Annotated in this window: 18 protein-coding genes and 1 tRNA gene; 14 read left to right on the plus strand and 5 right to left on the minus strand. The window is 63.5% G+C overall.

The features are described from left to right. Positions 1 to 46 precede the first annotated feature (46 nt). Positions 47 to 886, plus strand: coding sequence for a class I SAM-dependent methyltransferase (locus tag AC5RUM_RS00100; RefSeq protein ID WP_494033032.1), 840 nt, complete (start codon positions 47 to 49; stop codon positions 884 to 886). 183 nt (positions 887 to 1,069) lie between these two features. On the opposite strand, the gene AC5RUM_RS00105 is transcribed toward AC5RUM_RS00100, so the two are convergent. Then, complete coding sequence (locus tag AC5RUM_RS00105; protein WP_494033033.1) at positions 1,070 to 1,459, minus strand: DUF2516 family protein; 390 nt, start codon at positions 1,457 to 1,459, stop codon at positions 1,070 to 1,072. Between the two features lie 9 nt (positions 1,460 to 1,468). Continuing rightward, positions 1,469 to 2,653: a trans-sulfuration enzyme family protein gene (locus AC5RUM_RS00110; protein ID WP_494033034.1), complete on the minus strand. Its 1,185-nt coding sequence runs from the start codon at positions 2,651 to 2,653 to the stop codon at positions 1,469 to 1,471. 90 nt (positions 2,654 to 2,743) lie between these two features. Between AC5RUM_RS00110 and tmk the strand changes: the two genes are divergently transcribed. The 7 genes from tmk to AC5RUM_RS00145 all read left to right on the plus strand — a co-directional run bounded on the left by tmk (position 2,744) and on the right by AC5RUM_RS00145 (position 8,673). Next, positions 2,744 to 3,400, plus strand: a complete 657-nt coding sequence (gene tmk, locus AC5RUM_RS00115) for a dTMP kinase (RefSeq protein WP_494033035.1) — start codon at positions 2,744 to 2,746, stop codon at positions 3,398 to 3,400. Continuing rightward, positions 3,397 to 4,539: a DNA polymerase III subunit delta' gene (locus tag AC5RUM_RS00120; RefSeq protein ID WP_494033036.1), complete on the plus strand. Its 1,143-nt coding sequence runs from the start codon at positions 3,397 to 3,399 to the stop codon at positions 4,537 to 4,539. The genes tmk and AC5RUM_RS00120 overlap by 4 nt, the downstream gene beginning before the upstream one ends. 63 nt (positions 4,540 to 4,602) lie before the next feature. Beyond that, a complete protein-coding gene (locus AC5RUM_RS00125) occupies positions 4,603 to 6,180 on the plus strand; it encodes an alpha/beta hydrolase (protein ID WP_494033852.1) in 1,578 nt (525 codons plus the stop codon). A gap of 121 nt (positions 6,181 to 6,301) precedes the next feature. Further along, positions 6,302 to 6,374, plus strand: a tRNA-Thr gene (locus tag AC5RUM_RS00130). A gap of 789 nt (positions 6,375 to 7,163) precedes the next feature. Further along, a complete protein-coding gene (locus AC5RUM_RS00135; protein WP_494033037.1) occupies positions 7,164 to 7,727 on the plus strand; it encodes a hypothetical protein in 564 nt (187 codons plus the stop codon). After that, positions 7,724 to 8,281, plus strand: a complete 558-nt coding sequence (locus AC5RUM_RS00140) for a Pycsar system effector family protein (protein ID WP_494033038.1) — start codon at positions 7,724 to 7,726, stop codon at positions 8,279 to 8,281. The genes AC5RUM_RS00135 and AC5RUM_RS00140 overlap by 4 nt, the downstream gene beginning before the upstream one ends. Continuing rightward, on the plus strand, positions 8,278 to 8,673 hold the full coding sequence (locus AC5RUM_RS00145) for a hypothetical protein (protein WP_494033039.1): 396 nt from the start codon (positions 8,278 to 8,280) through the stop codon (positions 8,671 to 8,673). The genes AC5RUM_RS00140 and AC5RUM_RS00145 overlap by 4 nt, the downstream gene beginning before the upstream one ends. Positions 8,674 to 8,977: 304 nt before the next feature. Here the strand turns inward: AC5RUM_RS00145 and AC5RUM_RS00150 are convergent, their stop codons facing one another. Continuing rightward, positions 8,978 to 9,529 carry a hypothetical protein gene (locus AC5RUM_RS00150; RefSeq protein ID WP_494033040.1) on the minus strand — a complete coding sequence of 184 codons (552 nt, stop codon included), beginning with the start codon at positions 9,527 to 9,529 and terminating at the stop codon, positions 8,978 to 8,980. Between the two features lie 1,072 nt (positions 9,530 to 10,601). Between AC5RUM_RS00150 and AC5RUM_RS00155 the strand changes: the two genes are divergently transcribed. Both AC5RUM_RS00155 and AC5RUM_RS00160 read left to right on the plus strand, forming a co-directional pair. Further along, entirely contained in the window at positions 10,602 to 10,940 is a 339-nt protein-coding gene (locus AC5RUM_RS00155; protein WP_494033041.1) for a hypothetical protein, read from the plus strand. Then, positions 10,937 to 11,431 (plus strand): HNH endonuclease, encoded by a 495-nt coding sequence (locus tag AC5RUM_RS00160; RefSeq protein WP_494033042.1) that lies wholly within the window; start codon positions 10,937 to 10,939, stop codon positions 11,429 to 11,431. The genes AC5RUM_RS00155 and AC5RUM_RS00160 overlap by 4 nt, the downstream gene beginning before the upstream one ends. A gap of 380 nt (positions 11,432 to 11,811) precedes the next feature. Here the strand turns inward: AC5RUM_RS00160 and AC5RUM_RS00165 are convergent, their stop codons facing one another. Next, positions 11,812 to 12,432: a hypothetical protein gene (locus AC5RUM_RS00165; protein WP_494033043.1), complete on the minus strand. Its 621-nt coding sequence runs from the start codon at positions 12,430 to 12,432 to the stop codon at positions 11,812 to 11,814. 175 nt (positions 12,433 to 12,607) lie between these two features. Beyond that, entirely contained in the window at positions 12,608 to 12,808 is a 201-nt protein-coding gene (locus AC5RUM_RS00170; RefSeq protein ID WP_494033044.1) for a hypothetical protein, read from the minus strand. An 863-nt stretch (positions 12,809 to 13,671) separates the two neighbouring features. Between AC5RUM_RS00170 and AC5RUM_RS00175 the strand changes: the two genes are divergently transcribed. From AC5RUM_RS00175 to AC5RUM_RS00190, 4 genes are all read left to right on the plus strand, one after another. After that, positions 13,672 to 14,331 carry a M15 family metallopeptidase gene (locus tag AC5RUM_RS00175; protein ID WP_494033045.1) on the plus strand — a complete coding sequence of 220 codons (660 nt, stop codon included), beginning with the start codon at positions 13,672 to 13,674 and terminating at the stop codon, positions 14,329 to 14,331. Further along, a complete protein-coding gene (locus AC5RUM_RS00180; protein WP_494033046.1) occupies positions 14,324 to 14,515 on the plus strand; it encodes a hypothetical protein in 192 nt (63 codons plus the stop codon). Before AC5RUM_RS00175 ends, AC5RUM_RS00180 begins: the two co-directional genes overlap by 8 nt. Positions 14,516 to 16,320: 1,805 nt before the next feature. After that, complete coding sequence (locus AC5RUM_RS00185) at positions 16,321 to 18,528, plus strand: type IV secretory system conjugative DNA transfer family protein (RefSeq protein WP_494033047.1); 2,208 nt, start codon at positions 16,321 to 16,323, stop codon at positions 18,526 to 18,528. Then, the gene (locus tag AC5RUM_RS00190; protein WP_494033048.1) at positions 18,522 to 19,919 is read left to right on the plus strand and encodes a hypothetical protein; all 1,398 of its coding nucleotides are present in this window, start codon (positions 18,522 to 18,524) and stop codon (positions 19,917 to 19,919) included. The genes AC5RUM_RS00185 and AC5RUM_RS00190 overlap by 7 nt, the downstream gene beginning before the upstream one ends. Positions 19,920 to 19,928 lie beyond the last annotated feature (9 nt).

Below are 19,928 nucleotides of genomic sequence, written 5' to 3' on the forward strand. Positions count from 1 at the left end.
GCTGCTGCTGCCGAGCGTTACATAAATCGCGCGGTAGTCTGGGGCGGTGGTGCAGAAAGCAGAGCGGGTGACTCACCCCATAACAGGGGTCAGCCGGGCCAACCGCGGACGGCCCGTCGGCAACGTGACCCGCGGCACTACCAACCCAAACCGCATGCGCCGGCTGGACCGCTGGCTGGCCGGGCCGCAGGCTTGGCGGCTCCGGTCCGCGGCCGACCCGCTCGTTGTCGACCTGGGCTACGGCGCATCCCCGGCCACCGCCGTCGAACTTTTCGAGAGGCTTGCCGCTGTCCGGCCCGATGTGCGCGTATGCGGCATCGAGATCGAGCCGGACAGGGTGCTGGCCGCCAAGGCCCTTGAACGTCCCGGCCTCAGCTTCCTGGTGGGCGGCTTTGAACTCCCTGTGCCTGGCCGGCCAGTCCTGGTGCGGGCCTTCAATGTGCTCCGCCAGTACGAGGAAGCGGACGTCCCGGGCATCTGGCGGCTGGTGCAGGACAGGCTCGCCCCGGACGGGCTCTTCATCGACGGGACCTGCGACGAAATCGGCCGGCGCGTCACATGGATAGCGCTGGATGCATCGGGTCCGCTGACCCTGAGCATGTCCATGCGCTTTGGCAGTTTTCAGCTGCCGTCCGATGTGGCCGAACGCCTGCCCAAGGCGCTCATCCACCGGAACGTTCCCGGCGAACGCGTCCACGGGCTGTTGCAGGCCATGGACAAGGCGTGGCTGGAGTCGGCGCCGCTGGCATCCTTTGGAAACAGGCAACGCTGGACGGCCATGTGCAGGACGCTGCTCGACGGCGGGTGGCCGGTCCACGACGGACCGTCACGGTGGCGGCTGGGGGAAATCACCGTCGGCTGGGAAGCCGTGGCACCGGAGGCTTAGTGCCGGTGGATGGGGCCACGCCGGCAGGGTTCCCTGGGCGAGCTTGCGAGCCGAGGGGGCCGGTGGATGGGGCCACGCCGGCAGGGTTCCCTGGGCGAGCTTGCGAGCCGAGGGGGCCGGTGGATGGGGCCACGCCGGCAGGGTTCCCTGGGCGAGCTTGCGAGCCGAGGGGGCCGGTGGGGATTACCAGGGGCCGTATGGATCCCTGTTGCGGCTGCCGCCGCGGCCGGCGTCCTTGACCGCAGGGCGGACGTCCGCCAGGTACACCGAGGCTGCAGTTACGGCCGCAAGCCCGAACAGGCCAAATGTGCCGAAACCGCCACCGCCACCGCCTTCGGGTGTCAGGGTGCCAATGGCCCGGGCGGCGCCGTATAGTGTCAGTGCGCCAACGGCCAGGGCGCCGCCGGTCAGTGCCAGCCAGAACGTCTTGGTCCGCTTGGAAACAGCTTCAAAGGCGTTCGCCTTGTGGCGGAGGCAGTCAAAGAATGCCCACACTTCAAGACCAAACGCCACGAGCGCCAGTACGAAAAAGATCCCGGTCTCGACGTAATCAATCAACACTTTTCCGTCCACGTCCCCAGCCTAGCCGTCCAGAGCGTCCAGTGCCTGCTGCAAATCGGACCAAAGGTCTTCAACGTTTTCGATTCCGACGCTCAACCTGACCAGATTTTCGGGGACGCTGACCGGCTCGGCCACGTGCCGGCGTCGTCGTTCAATGAGCGATTCCACACCGCCGAGCGAGGTGGCGGGCAGCCACAGCTGCAGGGACCGGACCAGCTTGTCGGCGGCGTCGGGGCCGGTCAGGTTCCCTGCCGGCGCAACCTGGATACACAGTATGGAGCCGAAGCCGGACATCTGGGACTTGGCGCGGTCGTGGCCCGGGTCCGTGACGAGGCCTGGATAGCGGATACTTTCGACCTGCGGGTGCGAGGCCAGCCGTTCAGCCAGGACTGCCGCGGACGCCTGCGAGCGTTCGATCCGCAGGGCGAGAGTCCGCAGCCCCCGCAGGGCGAGCCAGGCTTCGAACGGGCCCGCGATGGCGCCGTGGATGGTGCGGTGGTGGAGCAGCGTATCCCGCAGTTCCTGGTTGGAGGTCACCAGGGCGCCCAGAACGACGTCGGAATGTCCGGCCAGATATTTGGTCACCGAGTGAAGGACGACGTCGGACCCGAGGCTCAGCGGCTGCTGCACCAGAGGGGTGGAAAAGGTGTTGTCCGTGACAACGATCGCTCCGGCGTCGTGCGCCGCCTGGGTCAGCGCCCGGATGTCCGCGATGCCGAGCATGGGATTTGTCGGACTTTCCAGCCACAGCATGGCCGCCGGGTCGCCGTCCGCGGGGGCGAGCTGGGCGATGACGGCGTCGGTGTCGGCAATGTCCACCAAGCGGAGCTCGAGGAAGCCCTTTTCCGCCAGTTCTGAGGCCATCACCAGCGAGCCGGAGTAGCTGTGCGTCGGCATCACGAGCGCTCCCCCGGCGGGAAGGAGCGAGAGGGCCGAGCTGACGGCGGCCAGGCCGGAGGCGTAGAGGAGGCCCGGCAGCGCGGCACCTTCAAGCTGCCCCAGGGCTTCCTCGAACGGGTCCCAGGTGGGGTTGGAGTAGCGGCCGTAGCCGCGGTCGCCGTCGTCCAGGGCTCCGGTGCCGAAGTAAGTGGAGGACATCACGATCGGCGGATTGACCGGCTCGTCCCGTTCGCGCGGGGGGCGGCCGGCGGCCACGACCACCGTCTCAGCCGAAAGGGATGCGGCATGGTGTTGGGAAAGGCTCATGAACAAAGGGTACTTTGGGCTCCTCCTGCGGGGAAAAGCGGTTCCGGGCGCGGGCGGCTTCCTGTCGGTGATTGTAGGTAGGCTGGATGAGTGAATAATCAGAGTCCCGGACTTTTCATCGCTTTCGAAGGCGGTGACGGCGCAGGCAAGTCCACGCAGGCTGCCCTGCTGGCCGGGGCTCTTGAATCCCGCGGCCTGACCGTGCTGCGGACCAGGGAACCGGGCGGTACACCGATCGGCGAAAAACTGCGGTCCCTCGTGCTGGACCATGGCCACGGCCACATCGATGCCCATACAGAAGCGCTGATTTTCGCGGCATCCCGGGCTGCCCACGCCAGCCAGGTGATCCGGCCCGCGCTGGAGCGCGGCGACGTGGTGCTGACCGACCGGTACATCGACTCCTCCGTTGCATACCAGGGGGCTGGGCGTGATCTCGGCACGGATGCCGTGCGGAGCGTCAATGAGTGGGCCACCTCCGGGCTGATTCCTGATCTCACCGTGCTGCTGGATGTGCACCCCGCAGACGGCCGCAGCCGCCGCACGGCCGGGGACGCCGCAGAGGACCGGCTGGAATCGGAAGCCGACGAATTTCATGCCCGGATCCGGCAGGCCTTTCTGGATCTTGCCGCGGCCCGTCCGGACAGCTACCTGGTGCTTGAGGCACAGTTGTCCGTCGATGAGATTGCCGCCCGCATCCTGGAACGCGTGGAGCGGCTGCTGGCAGCTTCCCGCAGGAGCACCCGATGACGGTATGGGACGACCTCCAGGGCCAATCTGCCGTCGTCGCACAGCTGCAGCAGGCGGCAACGGGTGACGGGCTCACCCATGCCTGGCTGTTCACCGGCCCGCCGGGCTCCGGCAGGTCGAATGCGGCCAAGGCCTTTGCCGCGGCCCTCAACTGCGATCAGGACGACGTCTCCCGGCGCGGCTGCGGCGAGTGCCACGCCTGCAGAACCATCCTCGGCGAAACCCATGCTGACGTCGTTTTTGTCCGGACCGAAAAGGTGACCATCACCATCGAGGAGGCACGGGAACTGGTCTCCACGGCAGGCAACAGGCCCTCGTCGGGCCGCTGGCGGATCATCGTGGTGGAGGACGCCGACCGCATGGCGGAGCGCACCACGAATGTTCTGCTGAAGGCCATCGAGGAACCTACGCCGCGGACCGTGTGGATGCTGTGCGCGCCGTCCCCGGCGGATGTCCTGGTCACCATCCGGTCGCGGTGCCGGGCCGTAGCCCTCCGGCTTCCCCCGGCCGCCGACGTCGCGGCGCTGCTGGTGAAGCGCGACGGCGTCGATCCCGCTGTGGCGGAACGCGCGGCACGCGCAGCGCAGAGCCATGTGGGGATTGCCCGCCGGCTGGCCCGCGACGCCGAGGCCAGGGAGCGCCGTCTGGAGACTGTCCGTTTCCCGCTGGGCCTCCGGGGCATTACGGCCGCCGTGATGATGGCTGATAAACTGGTCAAGATCGCCACCGAGGAGGCCAACAGCTCCAATGAGGAGCGGGACGCCGCCGAGAAGGCCGCCCTGTTGGCCACGCTGGGCGCCCCGGAGACCGGCACTCTCCCACCTTCCATGCGCAGCCAGGTGAAACAGCTTGAGGATGATCAGAAACGGCGCGCCAAGCGGTCCATCACGGACTCCCTGGACCGGACACTGACCGACCTCCTCTCCTTTTACCGGGATGTGCTGATCATCCAGATGGGGAATTCCGTAGAGCTCGTCAACGTTGAGTTGAGGAGTGAACTGGAGGATTTCGCGGGCCGCTCGGGACCGGAAGTCACCCTCGCCCGGATGGACGCCATCAATAAGGCGAGGAAACGCATCACTACTACCAACGTCGCACCGCTTTTGACCATCGAGGCAATGGCCGCCGGCCTGATCTAGGCCAACGTCCAGTCCTGTCTTGCCTGACGCCGCCAAACGCTCTGCCCCAAGGAGAACCGCATGATGTCCACACCTCCTCCCCTGACCCCGCGGTCGCGCTCGCTCGCGGCTACGGTGCGGGCTGCCGGAGCGATGGCTGCGGTCCTGTTGCTGACGTCGTGCAGCTTCCTCGGGCTTTCCAAGGACGGCAACCAGGGAAATGCCACAGGTCAGGCCGATCCCTCCATCGCTGCTGCGGCTCCAGAGGGGCTGGAGGATTTCTACTCCCAGAAAGTGGTGTGGGAGCCCTGCGAGGACAAGATGCAGTGCGCCAAGGTCAAGGTGCCGCTGGATTATGCCAAGCCGGACGGCGCGACCATTGAAATCGCCGCTCTGAAGATGCCCAGCACGGGCGGCAAGAAGCAAGGCAGCCTGCTGGTCAACCCTGGCGGACCGGGAGCCTCCGGCTATGACTTCGTGAAGGACGCCGGCTTCAGCAACTTCTCTGACAAGGTGCGGGCCAACTACGACCTCATCGGTTTCGATCCCCGCGGGGTCAAACGGTCGGCGCCCGTGACGTGCCTGACCGACAAGGAAAGGGACGAGGCGCGGGAGAAGATCTACGCTCCCGAGACGGACGCCGGTCTCGCCACACTGCTGGCCGACAACAAGGCGATTGCGCAGAAGTGCGCCCAGAAGACCGGGCCGGTGCTGGGTCATATCGACACCGTCAGCGCAGCCAAAGACCTCGATGTCCTCCGGGCCGTCGTCAACGACGCAAAGCTCAACTATGCGGGGTTCTCCTACGGAACCTTCCTCGGCTCCACCTACGCCTCATTGTTCCCGGACAACGTTGGGCGGATGCTGCTCGACGGAGCGATCGACCCTTCCCTCGGCGCTGAGGAGCTCACGCTGGGCCAGGCCAAGGCCTTCGATAAGGCACTCCGCGCCTACGTCGAACACTGCATGCAGCAGGAAAAATGCCCGCTGAGCGGGACCGTTGACGACGGCGTGCAGCAGATCAGCGACGTCATCCAGTCGGTCACCGCCGCACCGCGTGCGGCGCAGGATGGCCGCGTTGTCGGCGGGAACACGTTTGTCAGCGGACTTATCGTGCCCCTGTATGCCAACGAGAACTGGCCCGCCCTGACCCAAGCCCTTGAGGCCGCCGTGCAGGGCGACGTCAGCCTCATGCTCCGACTGGCGGATCTGGGCGCCAACCGCAGTTCGAACGGAAAATACACGTCGAACACGACTTTCGCGTTCTCCGCCATCAACTGCCTTGACTACCCCATGACCAGCGATCCTGCGGCCATGCGGGCCGAGGAGCAGCGGCTACGTGAGGCGTCACCGACGCTCGGGTACTTCTTCGCCTACGGCGGCACCAACTGCGCCAACTGGCCGTACAAGAACGTCCGCACCGCTCCCGCCCCCGCAGAATACTCGGGCTCATCTCCGATTGTGGTGGTCGGTACCACGGGAGATCCTGCGACTCCTGTGGAGTGGGCGGGTGCCCTGAGCAAGCAATTGGGCAACTCTTCCCTGCTGACCTGGAAGGGCCAGGGCCACACCGCCTATGGCCGGGCCAACAGCTGCATCAGGGACGCCGTGGATTCATACCTCGTGGAAGGCAAGGAGCCGGCGGACAACACCGTCTGCTGACCGGCCTGCCCGTCACCCGCATTCGGGCGCCGTTCGGGCCTCATTTTGACCCGGACGCAGGGACTCTATTACAGTTGACTCTTGCATGAACCGGCCGGGTTTTCCGGTTGATTGGTGCGGTGCTTCCTTAGCTCAGTCGGTAGAGCGTTTCACTCGTAATGAAAAGGTCATCAGTTCGATTCTGATAGGAAGCTCGGGATAAACCCCGGATAGCCCCTGGATATAGGGGTTTCCGGGGTTTTTCGCTGGTTAAGACAGATGGCATGCCCGATGCTGGGGCACACTTATGGCACACTTTGGCCGCAGTTGCGAAAGAGAACATGGCCCGAGTCTAGGCTTTCGACCGTCCTCTGCCGCGGTGCGGCCGGGGATTTCGATGATTGTCTGCGCGAGCTTCACTGCGGGCTCCCGAAATTCCTTGCAGAAGGAAGTTGCCCTAGCCGTCCCGCACAAGTTTTCCTGTGCCGGAGGACGGAACGTAAGCTTGCGTTATTTGCTCCTAGAACTGACGGCCATCTGATAGGCATGGTCGGAGCGGTAGTCGTCATTCTCAACTATGTCGCGAGCCTTGTCAGCGCAGAGGGCATAGGGGTTCCGTGAAGCTGAAGGCGCGGGCAGCCCCGTGCTGCACCCTAAAGGCGTTCATGTCCTAGGGCAGCACTTCCATCTGCTATTTCAGTCCAGACAGTAGCCGTTCCCGAGGTGAGACCGGCTTTGCCCTGAAGAGTCCTATGGGCGAGCGTATTGCCCGAGGACTCCCTTGCCAACCGGTAGAATTACACGGTTGGAATAGTCCTGATTTTGGGGGAAGTATGACCGTCCTATCGGACAAGATCGCTACGAACTCGAGAACGCTTTGGACCACGGCTTGGAACGAGCGCACCGGCCAGATAGTACCCAGCACCGACAGCGTCGCTCACTCCAACGGGGCCGTTAAGGTAGAAGCCACCTATCTGTACGCGGACTTGGCAGATTCTACGGAGATGCAGAAGCTTTACGGCTCTGACTTCGCCGCTCGCGTTCACCGCATGTACCTGGGCGGCGCCAGTGAGATCATTCGCGCCGAAGGTGGAACCATCAAGAGCTTCGATGGCGACAGGGTGATGGGGATCTTCATGGGCAACAGAATGCGCAATCAAGCCGCGAACGCGGCGTTGAAGATCAACTGGGTGGTCGCTGAAGTGATCAATAAGCTCACGATCAACCGGAAGCGCTCAAACGGCAACTGGTGGATTGTAGAGCACGGCGTCGGTGTCGACTGTGGCGAAGCCCTCATCGTCCGTGCCGGTGTGCGTAACAAGGCAGGCGAATCAAACCACAACGACCTTATTTCCATCGGCGCGGCTCCAGCCGTTGCTGCGAAGCTAAGCGGTCTGCGAAGGGTTGGTGGCCCGACTATCGTGACGGAGGGGGTCTACCGCTTCCTGGACGATAAAACGAAGTTGGGTGGCAAGGACAAGGTCAATATGTTCAAGGGTCCAGTAGCCCGCGACGTCGATCCTTACAAGGTGACTACCTACACGAGCACCTGGTGGCGTCAGCCGTGACATGGTGGAAGAAGCAGGCACCTACTCCCCCGGCTAAAGAAGATGATAAAGCTGCCCTTGAAACCGCCTGGAAGATCCACACGGCAATGGTGGACTGGACCGGCAAGGTGGATACCAAAGCTGCCTTCGCCTTTGCCCTAGAATCCGCCGGCATCGGCTTAGTCATCAACCTTTCTGCCAAGGACCGCATCTTCGCCACGCTTACCGGGCCGTGGCAGAACATCTCCTACTACGTTGGCGGCATTGCTCTCGTACTCGCTGCGGCTTGTGCTATGTGGGTAGTTATCCCGCGGCTGCGTATGTGGCACGTCGGGAAAGAATGGCCGGATAACTTCATCTACTTTGGTCACGTTATGTTCTGGGAACCGGCTGCCCTGATGAAGAAGATAAAGGATACCGATCTCCTACCGGTGCTGACTAAGCAGTTGGTCGGCATGAGCAAGATTGCCTGGAGGAAGCATCTGCTCGTAAAGCTGTCGATGATCTTCGCTTCGATTGGTGGCATTGCATATGTTGCCTGTGCGATGTTGGTCCGTAGTGGAGCAACGCCGTGACTGATCAATTGGAGAAGCCTCAGTCACCGCCATGGCGCTGGCCGCTCGAATGGTTCAAAGATGAAAAGTTCTGGCGTGATGTCGCCAGCCGTACAACCTCAGGCGTCCTCGTCGTAGTTATCGGCCTGGCTTATGCCGCCGCTGCCGGCTACATCGCCTCACCTGATCTAAGACGCTTTCTCTTCGGCATAGGTATGACTCTGGTAGTGCTAATACCTGGATACGTGTGGTTTGCGAAAAAGGGCGTGGCCGAAATTCAAGAACGGTTTAGGCCTCATCGAAACCGCAAGTGGCGCATCAGCGGGGGCATAGCCATCTTGTGTATGTTAGTCGCCATCGGCACGTTCTGGATCGTTACTAGTATCTTTGTCGCCCTGGTGATTCCGTTCTAACAGTGACCGCAGAGGAGTCCTCCCCTGCGACTTCTACGGGAACCATCAACAGCTCGATAGCCCCCCGGCCGCCGGACGTTGCTGCGCGGTGCCGAGCGAGTCATGGTCGCTGCCGACGCGTTATACGGGCGTCGGAGCGACGCAGGAAAGCTCGAGTTCGCCCAGCGTGTCACCAAAGCCGTGATGGCGGACCTTACGAGGGCGAGGCCAGCGACCACGTGGGGGCAGGCTCATGCCTTCATCATCCTGCTGTCTGTCCATTAATCGGTGGTTTCTATGCGTTCAGTCGACTCCGGCTAGGAAGTCACGGCATCGGCCACAGCCAGTGCTCAATGAACGGCGTCCCAATGCTGGCGGCGATCGATCCGACGGCGAGAAGAGCAGCCACCCAAGTCATTCGCTTGTTGAACCGGTTCTGTTTGTCCTGCTGGAGACCGGACTGCTCTCGTGCAGCCTTGATTTCCTGCAGGCTTGCTGCCATGACGGCGAAGTACTCCGCGTTCTTCCCTTCTTGGACTGTAGTCTCTGCGGCTTGTTGGACCAACTGCTCAAGGTGGGCCTCTGACCTATGGACCGGCGTACTTGTAGGGATGTAAGCCTTGGTGTCGAGGACTGGGGTAAAGCCGCGCTTAGCTATGGCTTCAATGTTTTCCCACGTGCGCCGTGACTTTTCTCTTGCCTTGTCAAACTCCCGGAATTCGTGGAGTTCCTCGTCGCTGATGTTGAAGGGATGGGCCCTCAGTTCCAGCTTTTTCAGTTCCGTGTACCTCCGCTCCGTCATGCTCTTAAGGGGCCTCTTCGCTTCCTCCATCAGTTCTTGCATCAAAACTCGGTCAACGTTTTCAGAATCGCCCATGGGGGGATCGTATTGGGGGTGGGTGTGTTGTTGTGGGACGGTGACCGCGGCCTTAGCCCTCGGTGTTAGGTGGTTCCCGAGAAGGGTGCGATGACTGGGACAGTTGACCGCCACGATGGGGACGCTCTAGGTAAGCCACGTTCCAGCTGGGCGGGGATCGGCTGCCCTCAACTTCCTTGGCGTCACATATCTGTCCCACGTTCGCCCCTTCTGCCCTATGCGTGACTAGTTCGGTTTCGCATACTTTTTTGCCCCGGCAGTCTACGCGCCTCCTTCCTAAGCCCCTTTCGAAAATAGTGCGCCACCATACTAGGAGCGGCCCTCTGGATAACTCCTCAGCCGTACAATCAGAGCCAACAATGCCCCGACGTAGGAGCAGGACATGGAATCCGACGGCTCCAAGGTTTCCCCGCACCGGGCAACTGCTGGTCATCATGATGTCTGCGGCTGCGGCCGCCAAGATCCACGCACCATGAGCCCTGATGAGCTGGCTCAGGCAGCTAAGAGCTGGCGCCGTGTGCAACGCTCAGCAGCACGTCTACGGGTGTCGCTCGAAGGCCGCACCGACAGCAAGACCACGCCGCCGAGTTGGGTGGTCGCGCTATCCCGTGAGGAGGGAGAGCCAGTCCTACTACGCGGGTGGGAGGAGCGAACCGTAGAGCGACTAGACCGGGAGGCCAGGGCTGCCTGCCCCTGCCGGTGCCACGGCGTCAAGACTCAAGACGAGTTAGTTGACGATCAACGTCGGCAGCGTCGTGTCCAACGGGCAGCCGCACGTGCTCGAATTGCCCTTAACTCCCGGCTGGGCGAAGAATCTGAACCTTGGCTGCTGCAGCTGGCCGCGGAGGAAGACGACCGGTTCTAGCTGACGGGCAGAAGCACACAACTGTCGTGCGCGGGGCGCGAAAACGCCATTGCCTACTGTCGCACCGCTGGCCTCAAGCGCGAACCGGAGCAAGAGGGACTTCGTGCACCCCGCACGGGTGACTGATTCATGCGTGGCGACAAGGCTTTCGGTTTGGCTGCCTGTCGCCAGGTCCATAATGTCGCACCCGCTCGCTAGCCTGCTCACATGACAAGCGAAGCTTCCAGTCCAGCGGTCGGGGCCTTCCGGATTCGATCAGCCACCGGTTCACTGTATCTTCTGGATCTGGCTGCGAACACGCTGACCCGCTTCGTTGCCGCCGTCGAACCTGCCGTTGACCACCTTGAGGTCGGAATGAGCTGCCTGCGCCGTGACGGGCAGGCTCTCCCGGTTCAGCGGATTCTCCGTCTTGAAGTAGGGCAGCCAGCGCTGTTCCTGCTACAGGTGCGCACCGACGATCCGGAGGTGCCAACCCTGCGAGCGACAAGCCGGGTAGTGGAAATAGCCCCGCTAATCGAGGGCAAGGAAGGACACAAGGAACTGTGACAACCGCGGAAGAATACTACCGGTACTACACCCGGCATGGACTGCCTGGCTGGTTCAGCCGTCTCGGACGATTGAGGCAGGCGATCATCCGGTGTGACGGCCCGGAGGTGCTGGAGATCCTCCGCGCCCGCTGCTCCATCGATCCTAAGGACGCACTGGGCTGCTGGATCTGGACGGGTGCGAAGCGATCCGGCTACGGCTTTATTGGCCGTGGACCGACCAACCGTCTCGCCCATCGAATCTCCTGGGAAGCTGCCCGTTCGTTCACCCAAGATTTGGGCACGCTCAGCGTCCATCACACCTGCGGGAGGCGCCTCTGTATCAACCCCCAACACCTCGCTGCGGTCACCCACCTCGAAAACGTCGCGGAAATGCTCGGCAGGAGAAGCTATCTGCGTCGGATCCATGAGCTGGAGGAGGCACTTCGCCAATATGATCCAAGTCACCCCCTTCTCGCGCGGTTGCCCAAGCCGCTCCCGTCCGCAGAATGAATTAGGAGGCACCTCAACTGCGGCCTGCACATGGGATTGGTGGCGGCAGAAAGGGACTATGGCCTCCAATGTCGGCCGATACCCCGGAAAGTACTCCGGAGCGCGTCCTGGCGGCAGCGGTGACAGGAGGGTGCCGCCGCTGGAACCCTCGCCCCGGCCTAACGGGACGCCTTGGCCGTGCTCCGAGACTGGCAGTCTGCCCGGCTGACGGAAGCCGATTAATCGCGGTGGCGGGACCGTGTAGGGCGCTGGCCGCAACCAGAACCCCGGCAGCAGCTGGGCCAGGGACAAAGCGGTCATCACCTGCGAGACCTGAGCTGGGCACGATAAAGAAGGCCACGAGCAGGTTACACAGCGTTCATTGCCGCATGCCGTCGCGCTCACCGGCCTCGTATATGCAGGGGTTCGATCGTCAGCGGTACCGGGCCCGGCGTCACCAGGACGGCGTTGCCCCACGGGTGGTGCTCCTGTGCCAGAACGTCGACCCGTGTTGTCCGTCCGCTGTCATGTCGGAGGTCATGGGTGAGCCTCGTGTGCCAGTGGCCCGCGAATAAGTGAGGGGGTTCCAGCTCGTCCACCACCATCTGAAGGAGTTCCCTGGTCCGGTTCGCCTTCGCGACCACATCGATTGGCAGATTAAGATCACTCTTCATCGGCAAGTCAGCAGGCACGTCATGTGTAAGAAGGATGTCGATGGGTCCACCTGCTATCAGGTTCCTGGCCTCTGCTTCCGTCGGCTCTTCTGTGGGCCACCAATCCTTCCCTGGAGTCCTAAGTGGTGGCCCATCGATCGAGAAGGCGCCCCCTAAACCGCCGACGACGAGGCCTTCAACAACCGTGCGGCCTCCGCGAGGCAGAAAACGAATGTGGGGTCTCCAAGTGGCGAGCCCGTCGGGCTGAACGGGCAAGGCGCCTAAGGTATCCCAGTTCTCGTGGTTGCCTCCACAAGTCAACATGGTGATGCCGGTATCCGCCAAAAGCCGCTCGAGGCGTGCTTCCATTCGCGCTCGGCCCCTCCCCGGCCAGTCCACGCCCAGATCCCCAACCTGCAAAATGGTTCGAACATTCTCGCGGGCACAGGAACTAACGAGGGTACGAAGCCATCCGACGTCACCATGAACGTCACCGGCTACAGCCAAAGGGAAAATTTCATTCATGAAGATCCTCAAGTTTGCTTTACTCGAGCAGGACGAGCGGGATGCCCGACCCCACGAGGACTGAGAAGGAGGGGTAGTTGTAGCGGTCCAGTGACATTGGTCCGAGCTCCAGCCATATGTGCTTGCCTTCCTGGCAAGCCTCGCTGATGCGTACTTTGATTTCCTCCAGCGAGTCGTTACCCGTCTCAAAAGACAGGCCCTGATAAAAGATCCTCGACATCGGCCCTCCAACTTATGACGAATGGACACACGACCCTTCCTGACACCAGCGTGCCCCCAGGCACTGACAATTTGGCGCAGGACTAGCAGCAGGGGCTTGGAGACAAGGAAGAGCTTTGTCGGGCGGATCTTGCTGCAGGCCCCAACGTAGCCTCGAGCTCGGATTGCAGCATCACCAGGCACAGAAGCTCGCATCCGCTCGTTCCCTATGTCGGCCCCTATGTCGGCAGCCTCAACTGCGGGTGGAGTCATGAAAAATTTCATATGCGGGCGTCGGCCGTTGGCCTCAAAGACGCGGGAGAGCTCGTCGACAGATTTGATATAGATCGGCGGCTCGCGCCCTGGCGAGGAGATCGCGGCGTTCGCTTGCCAGCTGGCCAAGGGCGAATTCTTCAACGTGTGCACGATGGAGCTCGAAGGCCGACAGCGGGCGGATGAGACAGCAACAGAGGCTTTTTTCTATGCAGGCTTGCTTGTATACGGGCCAGCTGGTCCCCGGAACCAATGGCAAGCTCAGGGCAAAGAAGGCCGCCCCGGAGGCACCATCCCTGGCACGTCATTTCCCTGATGGCCTCGGCGGCCCGGACAGCCCACCGGGAACCGCTCCGGCGGGACGTACCGGTCATCTATGGCCGCCGGTGGGTTCCTCACTGCGGCGTCTGCAACACGCCTTCGCCCTGCAGTATGCACCAACCCCGCGCCTCTGCGGAGGTCATCACCATGAAAGCAGCCTCATAACGCCGCCGGCCACCGGCAAGACGAGTTGAGCCCGACCACCGCCGCCGTCATGCTTACAAGCAGCTACGGATACGGCGCTGTTGCATTTACTGGAGGGACGAAGATGTTCTGGAAGAGCCTGCGCTGATGGACAGGATACTTGCTGTCACCGCAGACGATCTGCCTTACAGCTGGAACCCTGCATGCCCGGTGTCCCGGAGGGAGCTGGCACTGGTCCAGTTCACCCACTTGGACTTTCAGGGCAGACTTCGCGAGGGCTCCTTGGTGGTCCTCGCCGAGCTGGCCACGGCTGTTCTGGAAATCATGAACCTGGCGCTCACGCTCCGCTTCCCGATTTACAGCGCGGTTCCCATAGATGTCTTCTTCGGCGACGATGATGCCTCCATGGCCGCCAATAACTCGTCCGGTTTCAACTTCAGACCGATAGCAGGCACGAACCAACTTTCGCTGCATTCGCTGGGAAGGGCTGTGGACATCAACCCCGTGCTCAACCCGTATCAGGAGCAAGACTTGGAGTGGTCCCCGCCCGAAGGGGTACGACACCTCGACAGGTCCGCGACGGTCCCGGGCATGTTCACCCCCGGCCATCCGATCGTGACTGCGTTTGAAGAGCATGGCTTCGAATGGGGCGGAACCTGGGAACGCCCGGACTACCACCACTTTCAAGTGAACCCATACGGATCATCCCCATCTGAGCCGCAGGCCACTCCCTCTGAGCGCGCACCGCTAGTCTTGCCAGAGCCGGACAACCCTGACGGGCACGACGAGAGGACACCTCGTGGCTGAATGCTTGCCGACCTTCGATGAGATGCGCTCCGACGCGTTCGCCATGCTCGGTGACGTCGAGGACGAGTTTCGCTCCGACTGGCTGGACGGAACCGGACCGAGCGCCGACCAAGCGCAGGCACTGCGGGAAGCCCGCCAGGCGATCGCCCAAGCCAAGGCCGCCCTGGACCGCGCCGCCCGGTAAGCGCCGGACGTCCGGCAGTTTTCCGCTGCGATAGCGCCCGCTGCCTAAAGCATTTCCGCGCCGCCGTCAGGTGGTGCGTTGTGATGGGCCGGCGGTAGCCGTGGACCCGGCCCGAAAAAATCCGAAGGGTCGTCGAGCAAACGGGCGGTGGCAGCTGTCGGGTGGGCATATTAAGAGGACTCGGGGCTGCGCCCCTCGCCCTTCGTGTTTCCCGGTTCGCTGACCGTCCTGCTCTTCGATTCGTTTCCCCGCGTGATCTTCTTTTTGATTCCTGGCCTGCGGCCGGCTGCTCGCGCGCTGCGCGCGCTCCGCGGCATGCTTTTCGCCGCGTGAGCGTCTTGGCTGTCGTTTTGTTTCTCGTGCTGCGCTGCGCTCCGCGTCCGCGCTGCGCGCGGCCCGTTTCGTTTCCTGCTCGCCTCCCGGCTCGTCCTTCGATTTGATTCCTGGCCGCTGCGCGGCCTTCGTCGTGGTGTCTCCGCTGCGCGGAGGCTGCGTCGTCCCCGGCTTCGCCGTCCGATGGTTCATCGTTCTGTTCATCATCATGATGACGGGGGCTGCGCCCCGGGCCGGTGGGACCTCCTCCGGTGTCTTGTACTGGGGGCGGTGTCGCCTGCGGCGGGCCGTTCCCGGTTCGTCTTCCGGGTCGTAGCTCCCTGCGTTCCTCGATGTGTTTCTCGGGGGCTTCGCCCCGGGCCGGTGGTCCCTCCTTCGGTGTCTTGTTCTTGGGTCGGTGTCGCCTGCGGCGGGCCGTAAGCGGAGTGTCGCCCGTGATGCTTGGCTGAAAGTTTCTCTGCGGCTGCGCCGCCGTCTCGTAGACGGAATGTTCACGTTCTGAGGATCGGAGTGGACATCGTGCGCTCCGCGCTGGTGGCCTCGACGCGAAGAATCGGAGAGGCGTTGCGATTCGTCCAGGCAGACAAACATTGCGAAGCAATTCGTCTCCCGGGTCGGAGCAGCTGAACGGAAAACGTGACGCCCCACCGTCCGCGCCGCAGGCATCCACCAAGGTCCTCAGCCCACACAGTCAGCCACCCACGTCACCGGGGCGCAGCCCCATACCAACGCAGTGACTTCCACCAACCCTCTATGTGTGCCACACACTCACCGCCGGCCGCAGGCCAAACCCCGCCACAACATTCGGCGTCCAACAAACCAACCCCAGGTGGCACCCACTGCCGGCCGCAGGCCATTAAAGGCCCGCTGCAAGCGACATCAAAGGCGACATGCGCCGAGCATGGGACCACCCAAAAGTTTTTGGGAGAAAGTTCTGGAAAGCTCCGTCGCATCTGCGGAGCAGCCGCACACAGAAGAAGTACCAGCGGAAGAGCTACGGAACCCGTCTTGGAGACACCGGATCGCTTGCGCATGGCGGTCTGACATGTTCTCGGCCATACATCAGATTTATAGAGGGGAAACCTCGGCAGGGCTCCGAACCCGGCTTCCGGCGATTTGGGGATTTCTACCGACAATTTCAGCCTGTGGAAAGCCCTGAATCCGCCTAGCTGGGTTCGTGTGGCCGTAGTACAGGAAACTACGCATGTTCCAGGACATGGAGCAGCGCATTTTTCGCCTGGCACGAGCCGGCGGCATCGACACAAACCCCACAACCTTCACCCAGCGTGCCGGGACTTTCGCCTCGGCCGCGACCAACACCGGCCAAGCCACCCTGCTGACCCGGCGCGAGTCCAGCGGGCTGAACGGGTACCTGATTCTTCCGGCCGCCGCGCTCGGAACGAACGCCCCGCTGCACCTGGCCCACACCGTCGGCGCCCGCGCCGAAGAGGTGCAGATGCCCGAGGATCTCGGTGACTCCGGCGATCGGGACGCTGAACTACAAGCCGTCCCCGGCCCTTCGCGAGACGCAGTCCGGCATCGACCCGACAGAGCTCCCGCGCATCTTGGCCAACGCCATGCCGGAAGGTTCCTGGGTCGCTGTCACGATGCGGAAACCCTCGAACAAGGAGCGGAAGTTCTACACTCCGTGGCTCGGGAACCGGCTGGGCACCGCAGTTCCTACGCACCACTCCACCTCCCCGACAGCTGTCGTCGTGTCCATCACCGCCGGCGGTTCTTCCAGGGAGGAAGTGACGTCCCTGCTCTCCCAGGTCACTGCCGGCCTGCCCGGTTTTGACCTGGACTCCGGTGTCCGGTTCGCCCCAACGAAGCACGGACTGCTGTTCGGTCTGCCGGTCGGGTTGCTCCTTGCCGCGGCGACCCTGTTCGGTCTTCCGCAGCTGCCGGCCGAGTACGCCGCCTACATCCCGGCGGGCATCGCCCCGATCCTGTATGCGATCTCCGGGGTGGCCGTCATCCTCGGACTGGCCGCCCTCGCCGGCCGCATCTCCTCCCCCGACACGAAGCTCCGCAACCAGCTCGCCCAGCCGGTCTTCGCTCCGCCGTCTGCACGGCGCGGCCGTCCCCGCCCGCCGAGGAAAGAGCAGACCGTTCGGGGAACCAGGATGGTTGGCGACCAGAAAGTCCCGTTCGAAAAATACGTGCCGGCCTCTGACGGCGACTACCCGCTGGCCCCGGATACCTTCATGCTCGGACCCAACGTCGTCGTCGGCATGGTCTCCCCGCACGCCGGCGCCGTCTCCGGCGCAGCCACCACACGGGCCCGTTCCACGCCGCCGGTCATGCTGCAGAGGATCGGCCCGCTGCTGGGCATGAACGACGACGGTTCCGCCCACTTGTCCGCGGCCGCCATGCTCTTCGGTGTCGCGATCATCGGCAAGCCCGGCTCGGGCAAGTCGCTGTGTGTCCGGTCCCTGTTCGGCTGGCACTGCCTGGAGCGGGTCAACCCATCCGGCAAGCCGGGCTACCCCGGAGCCAACAACACCCTCATCGCCTTCGAGTCCAAAGGCGACGGCGTCGCCCGGTACGTCGACTGGGCCCACAAGCTCGGGGACAAGGTGCTCGTCATCGACGTCGCCGACCCGCGCACCCGCGGCATTGACCAGTTCGCTGTGCCCGGTGACAACGCGGCCAAGGCGCTCTTCTTCACCAACGCCATGAAGTACACGTTCGGCGCCGACGCCATCGGCGACCGGTCCTTCCCGACAATCGTGTCCGTCCTGACCGCGGCCATGTCCGTGGACGACCGTGTGCTCGACTCCATCGAGGACCGGGACGAACGGATCCTCAAGCACGGCATGTCCCCGATCTTCTACGCCTACCAGCTGCTCGCCGGCACCTCGGACAAGATCGCAGTCCAGCTCGCCACCGGCATCAAAGCCCTGGGCATCAAACTGCGCGAACGCGGCACCCCCGACGAGACGCTGGAGCAGGCGTACATCGCCATCTCCTCGCTCTTCGAAGACCGTACCGAGTCAGCCCGCAGGTCCTTCCTGGAGCCGCCCCGGAACAAGTTCGAGCAGCTCCTGCTGCTGGAAGACTGGTGGTCCCCGGCACGGAAGAAGGTCGCCTGGACCGACATCCTCGAAGGCCACCGCTCCGTCGTCATCAACACCGGCTCCTCCCCGTCCGGCATCCTGCTGGACGACCAGCAGAACCAGCAGATCTCATCCCTTCTGATGTACTCGCTGCAGAACTCACTCAAGCGCACCTGCTCCGGTTGGCTGGAGGCCGGACGATCGGTGAGCATCTTCGCCGACGAGCTCTCCCTGCTGGCCGGCACCTCTCCGGAAGTGGTCGCCTGGATCCGCGACCAGGGACGGTCCTACGGCATCCGCGCGATCCTCGCCACCCAGCGGCCCGAGCAGTTGGGCGCCGCGCTGCGCAACAACTTCCTCACCTACTCGACGCTGATCTCCTTCGCCCAGACGGACGTCACCACCGCCGGCGAGGTCGCAGCCAACGTTGGCTCCAACGGTGAATGGACCACCGAGGACATCCAGCACCTGAAGCCGTACCACGTCGTAGTTCGCCCCGAAGTGGACCAGATGAGGCAGTCCGCGTTCATCGTCAAACTCCCCAACTTCGAAGCCGACATCTCCACCTACGCAGCAGCGCAGGGCTACACCAATGAACCCGCAGGAGCTTTCCCTTGGTAACCGTTGCACCCGAACGCCGGGCCGTCGCCGAAGGCATTCACGCCGAGATGATGCCCACCGCCAACCCCGACGACGACCTGGCAATGCACAACCGCATCGACCCGTACTGGGATTCGCTTTGGGCTCCGGGCTCGACCTCTCTGTGGGCCACCGGCAACCTCGTGCGTGCGCGCAAAGAAGAGGACTTGGGGCGCAAGCGCGTGCGCCGGATGCTGACATCCGAGGAAGCGATGCTTATCCTCACCGCCAACCGCGGGCGCACGGATCGTCACACCGCGTGGGGCTGCCTTCAGTCCTGGCGGACCATGTCGGCCGAACAGCTGGCCGCCTTCACAGGCTCGCGCTACTTCCTCGACCCGGACTACTCCCAGATCGCGGCATCGTTCGCCCTGGAACTGATCGACATCGGACGGTTCGCCAATTACGCCGCCAGCACCCCGGGCATTGGCCGCAACACTCTCTACCGGCCAAGCAACTCCGACAGCTTCACCCGGTTCATCGAGCCGACCCTCACCGGCCCTGAACTGCTCAGCATCACCGCCGGCCAGCCGTGGTCCGCCGGCGGCCAGTACGACCGGCACAACATGCTGGCCACCGAACTCGGGCTGCGCGCCGCAGAGTACCTGCCCATCGGCGCCGTCATGGGCGAGCAGCTTTCCTCTGTGGACCTGCTCGCCGGGTCGGGGCTGGGCAAGAAGCTCCCGAAGGCCGACAACCGCCGCGCGGACGGCACCATCATCCGCGAAGACGGAATGCGCATCGTGTTCGAACTGACCGCGACCGCGTCAGCGTCATTCGAGAACAAGGTCCGGCGCTGGGCAGAACTCATCGCCGCCCGTCCGCTCGAAACCTCGGGACTCACCGTGGTCTTCATTGCCGCCCCGCATGCTGACCGCTCCCGCCACATCAGCGCTGACCCGCGCCACGCTATCTACAAGAAAGTCGGCCAGGTACTTCGCGAATTCCCCGGCCGCGGCCAGGACTCCCCCGCGGCCCGCATCGGCGTCGCCCACTGGGAGGAATGGTTCCCGGACCGGCACCTGATGAGCGAAGCGTTCTTCAACCTCGAAGCCGACTTCGCCATCAACGACGCCACCGGCCCGGACAGGTGGGCCCGCCGCGGGATGCTCATGGACTACGCCTTCTCCCCGTGGCACACCTTCGACGCGACAGCAGTGCTGGAGAACTCCAAACTGCTTGCCGCCACTCCGCACTGGCTGCGGAAAGGAGACCACACCGCCATGATCGGCTCCCCCATGGACCGGGCCAACGTCGAGGCCCCGCACCCGGCGCCGGCCAAACCGCACCTGACCAAAGGCCGGCCGCTCGGTGCAGCGATCGGCAACGGCGGCGACGCCAAACTTCCGAGGCGGCTTCGCATCGAGTGGTGAGTCGTGTTC

This window comes from Arthrobacter sp. B2060 (genome assembly GCF_059090445.1).

Bases quoted from the DNA above. Each gene is read 5' to 3' on its own strand.
- AC5RUM_RS00170 (WP_494033044.1), bottom strand. From the start codon at position 12,808: ATGTCGAGGATCTTTTATCAGGGCCTGTCTTTTGAGACGGGTAACGAC.
- AC5RUM_RS00135 (WP_494033037.1), top strand. From the start codon at position 7,164: ATGCAGAAGCTTTACGGCTCTGACTTCGCCGCTCGCGTTCACCGCATG.
- AC5RUM_RS00175 (WP_494033045.1), top strand. From the start codon at position 13,672: ATGGACAGGATACTTGCTGTCACCGCAGACGATCTGCCTTACAGCTGG.
- AC5RUM_RS00120 (WP_494033036.1), top strand. From the start codon at position 3,397: ATGACGGTATGGGACGACCTCCAGGGCCAATCTGCCGTCGTCGCACAG.
- AC5RUM_RS00110 (WP_494033034.1), bottom strand. From the start codon at position 2,653: ATGAGCCTTTCCCAACACCATGCCGCATCCCTTTCGGCTGAGACGGTG.
- AC5RUM_RS00165 (WP_494033043.1), bottom strand. From the start codon at position 12,432: ATGGAAGCACGCCTCGAGCGGCTTTTGGCGGATACCGGCATCACCATG.
- AC5RUM_RS00150 (WP_494033040.1), bottom strand. From the start codon at position 9,529: ATGGGCGATTCTGAAAACGTTGACCGAGTTTTGATGCAAGAACTGATG.
- AC5RUM_RS00125 (WP_494033852.1), top strand. From the start codon at position 4,603: ATGTCCACACCTCCTCCCCTGACCCCGCGGTCGCGCTCGCTCGCGGCT.
- AC5RUM_RS00155 (WP_494033041.1), top strand. From the start codon at position 10,602: ATGACAAGCGAAGCTTCCAGTCCAGCGGTCGGGGCCTTCCGGATTCGA.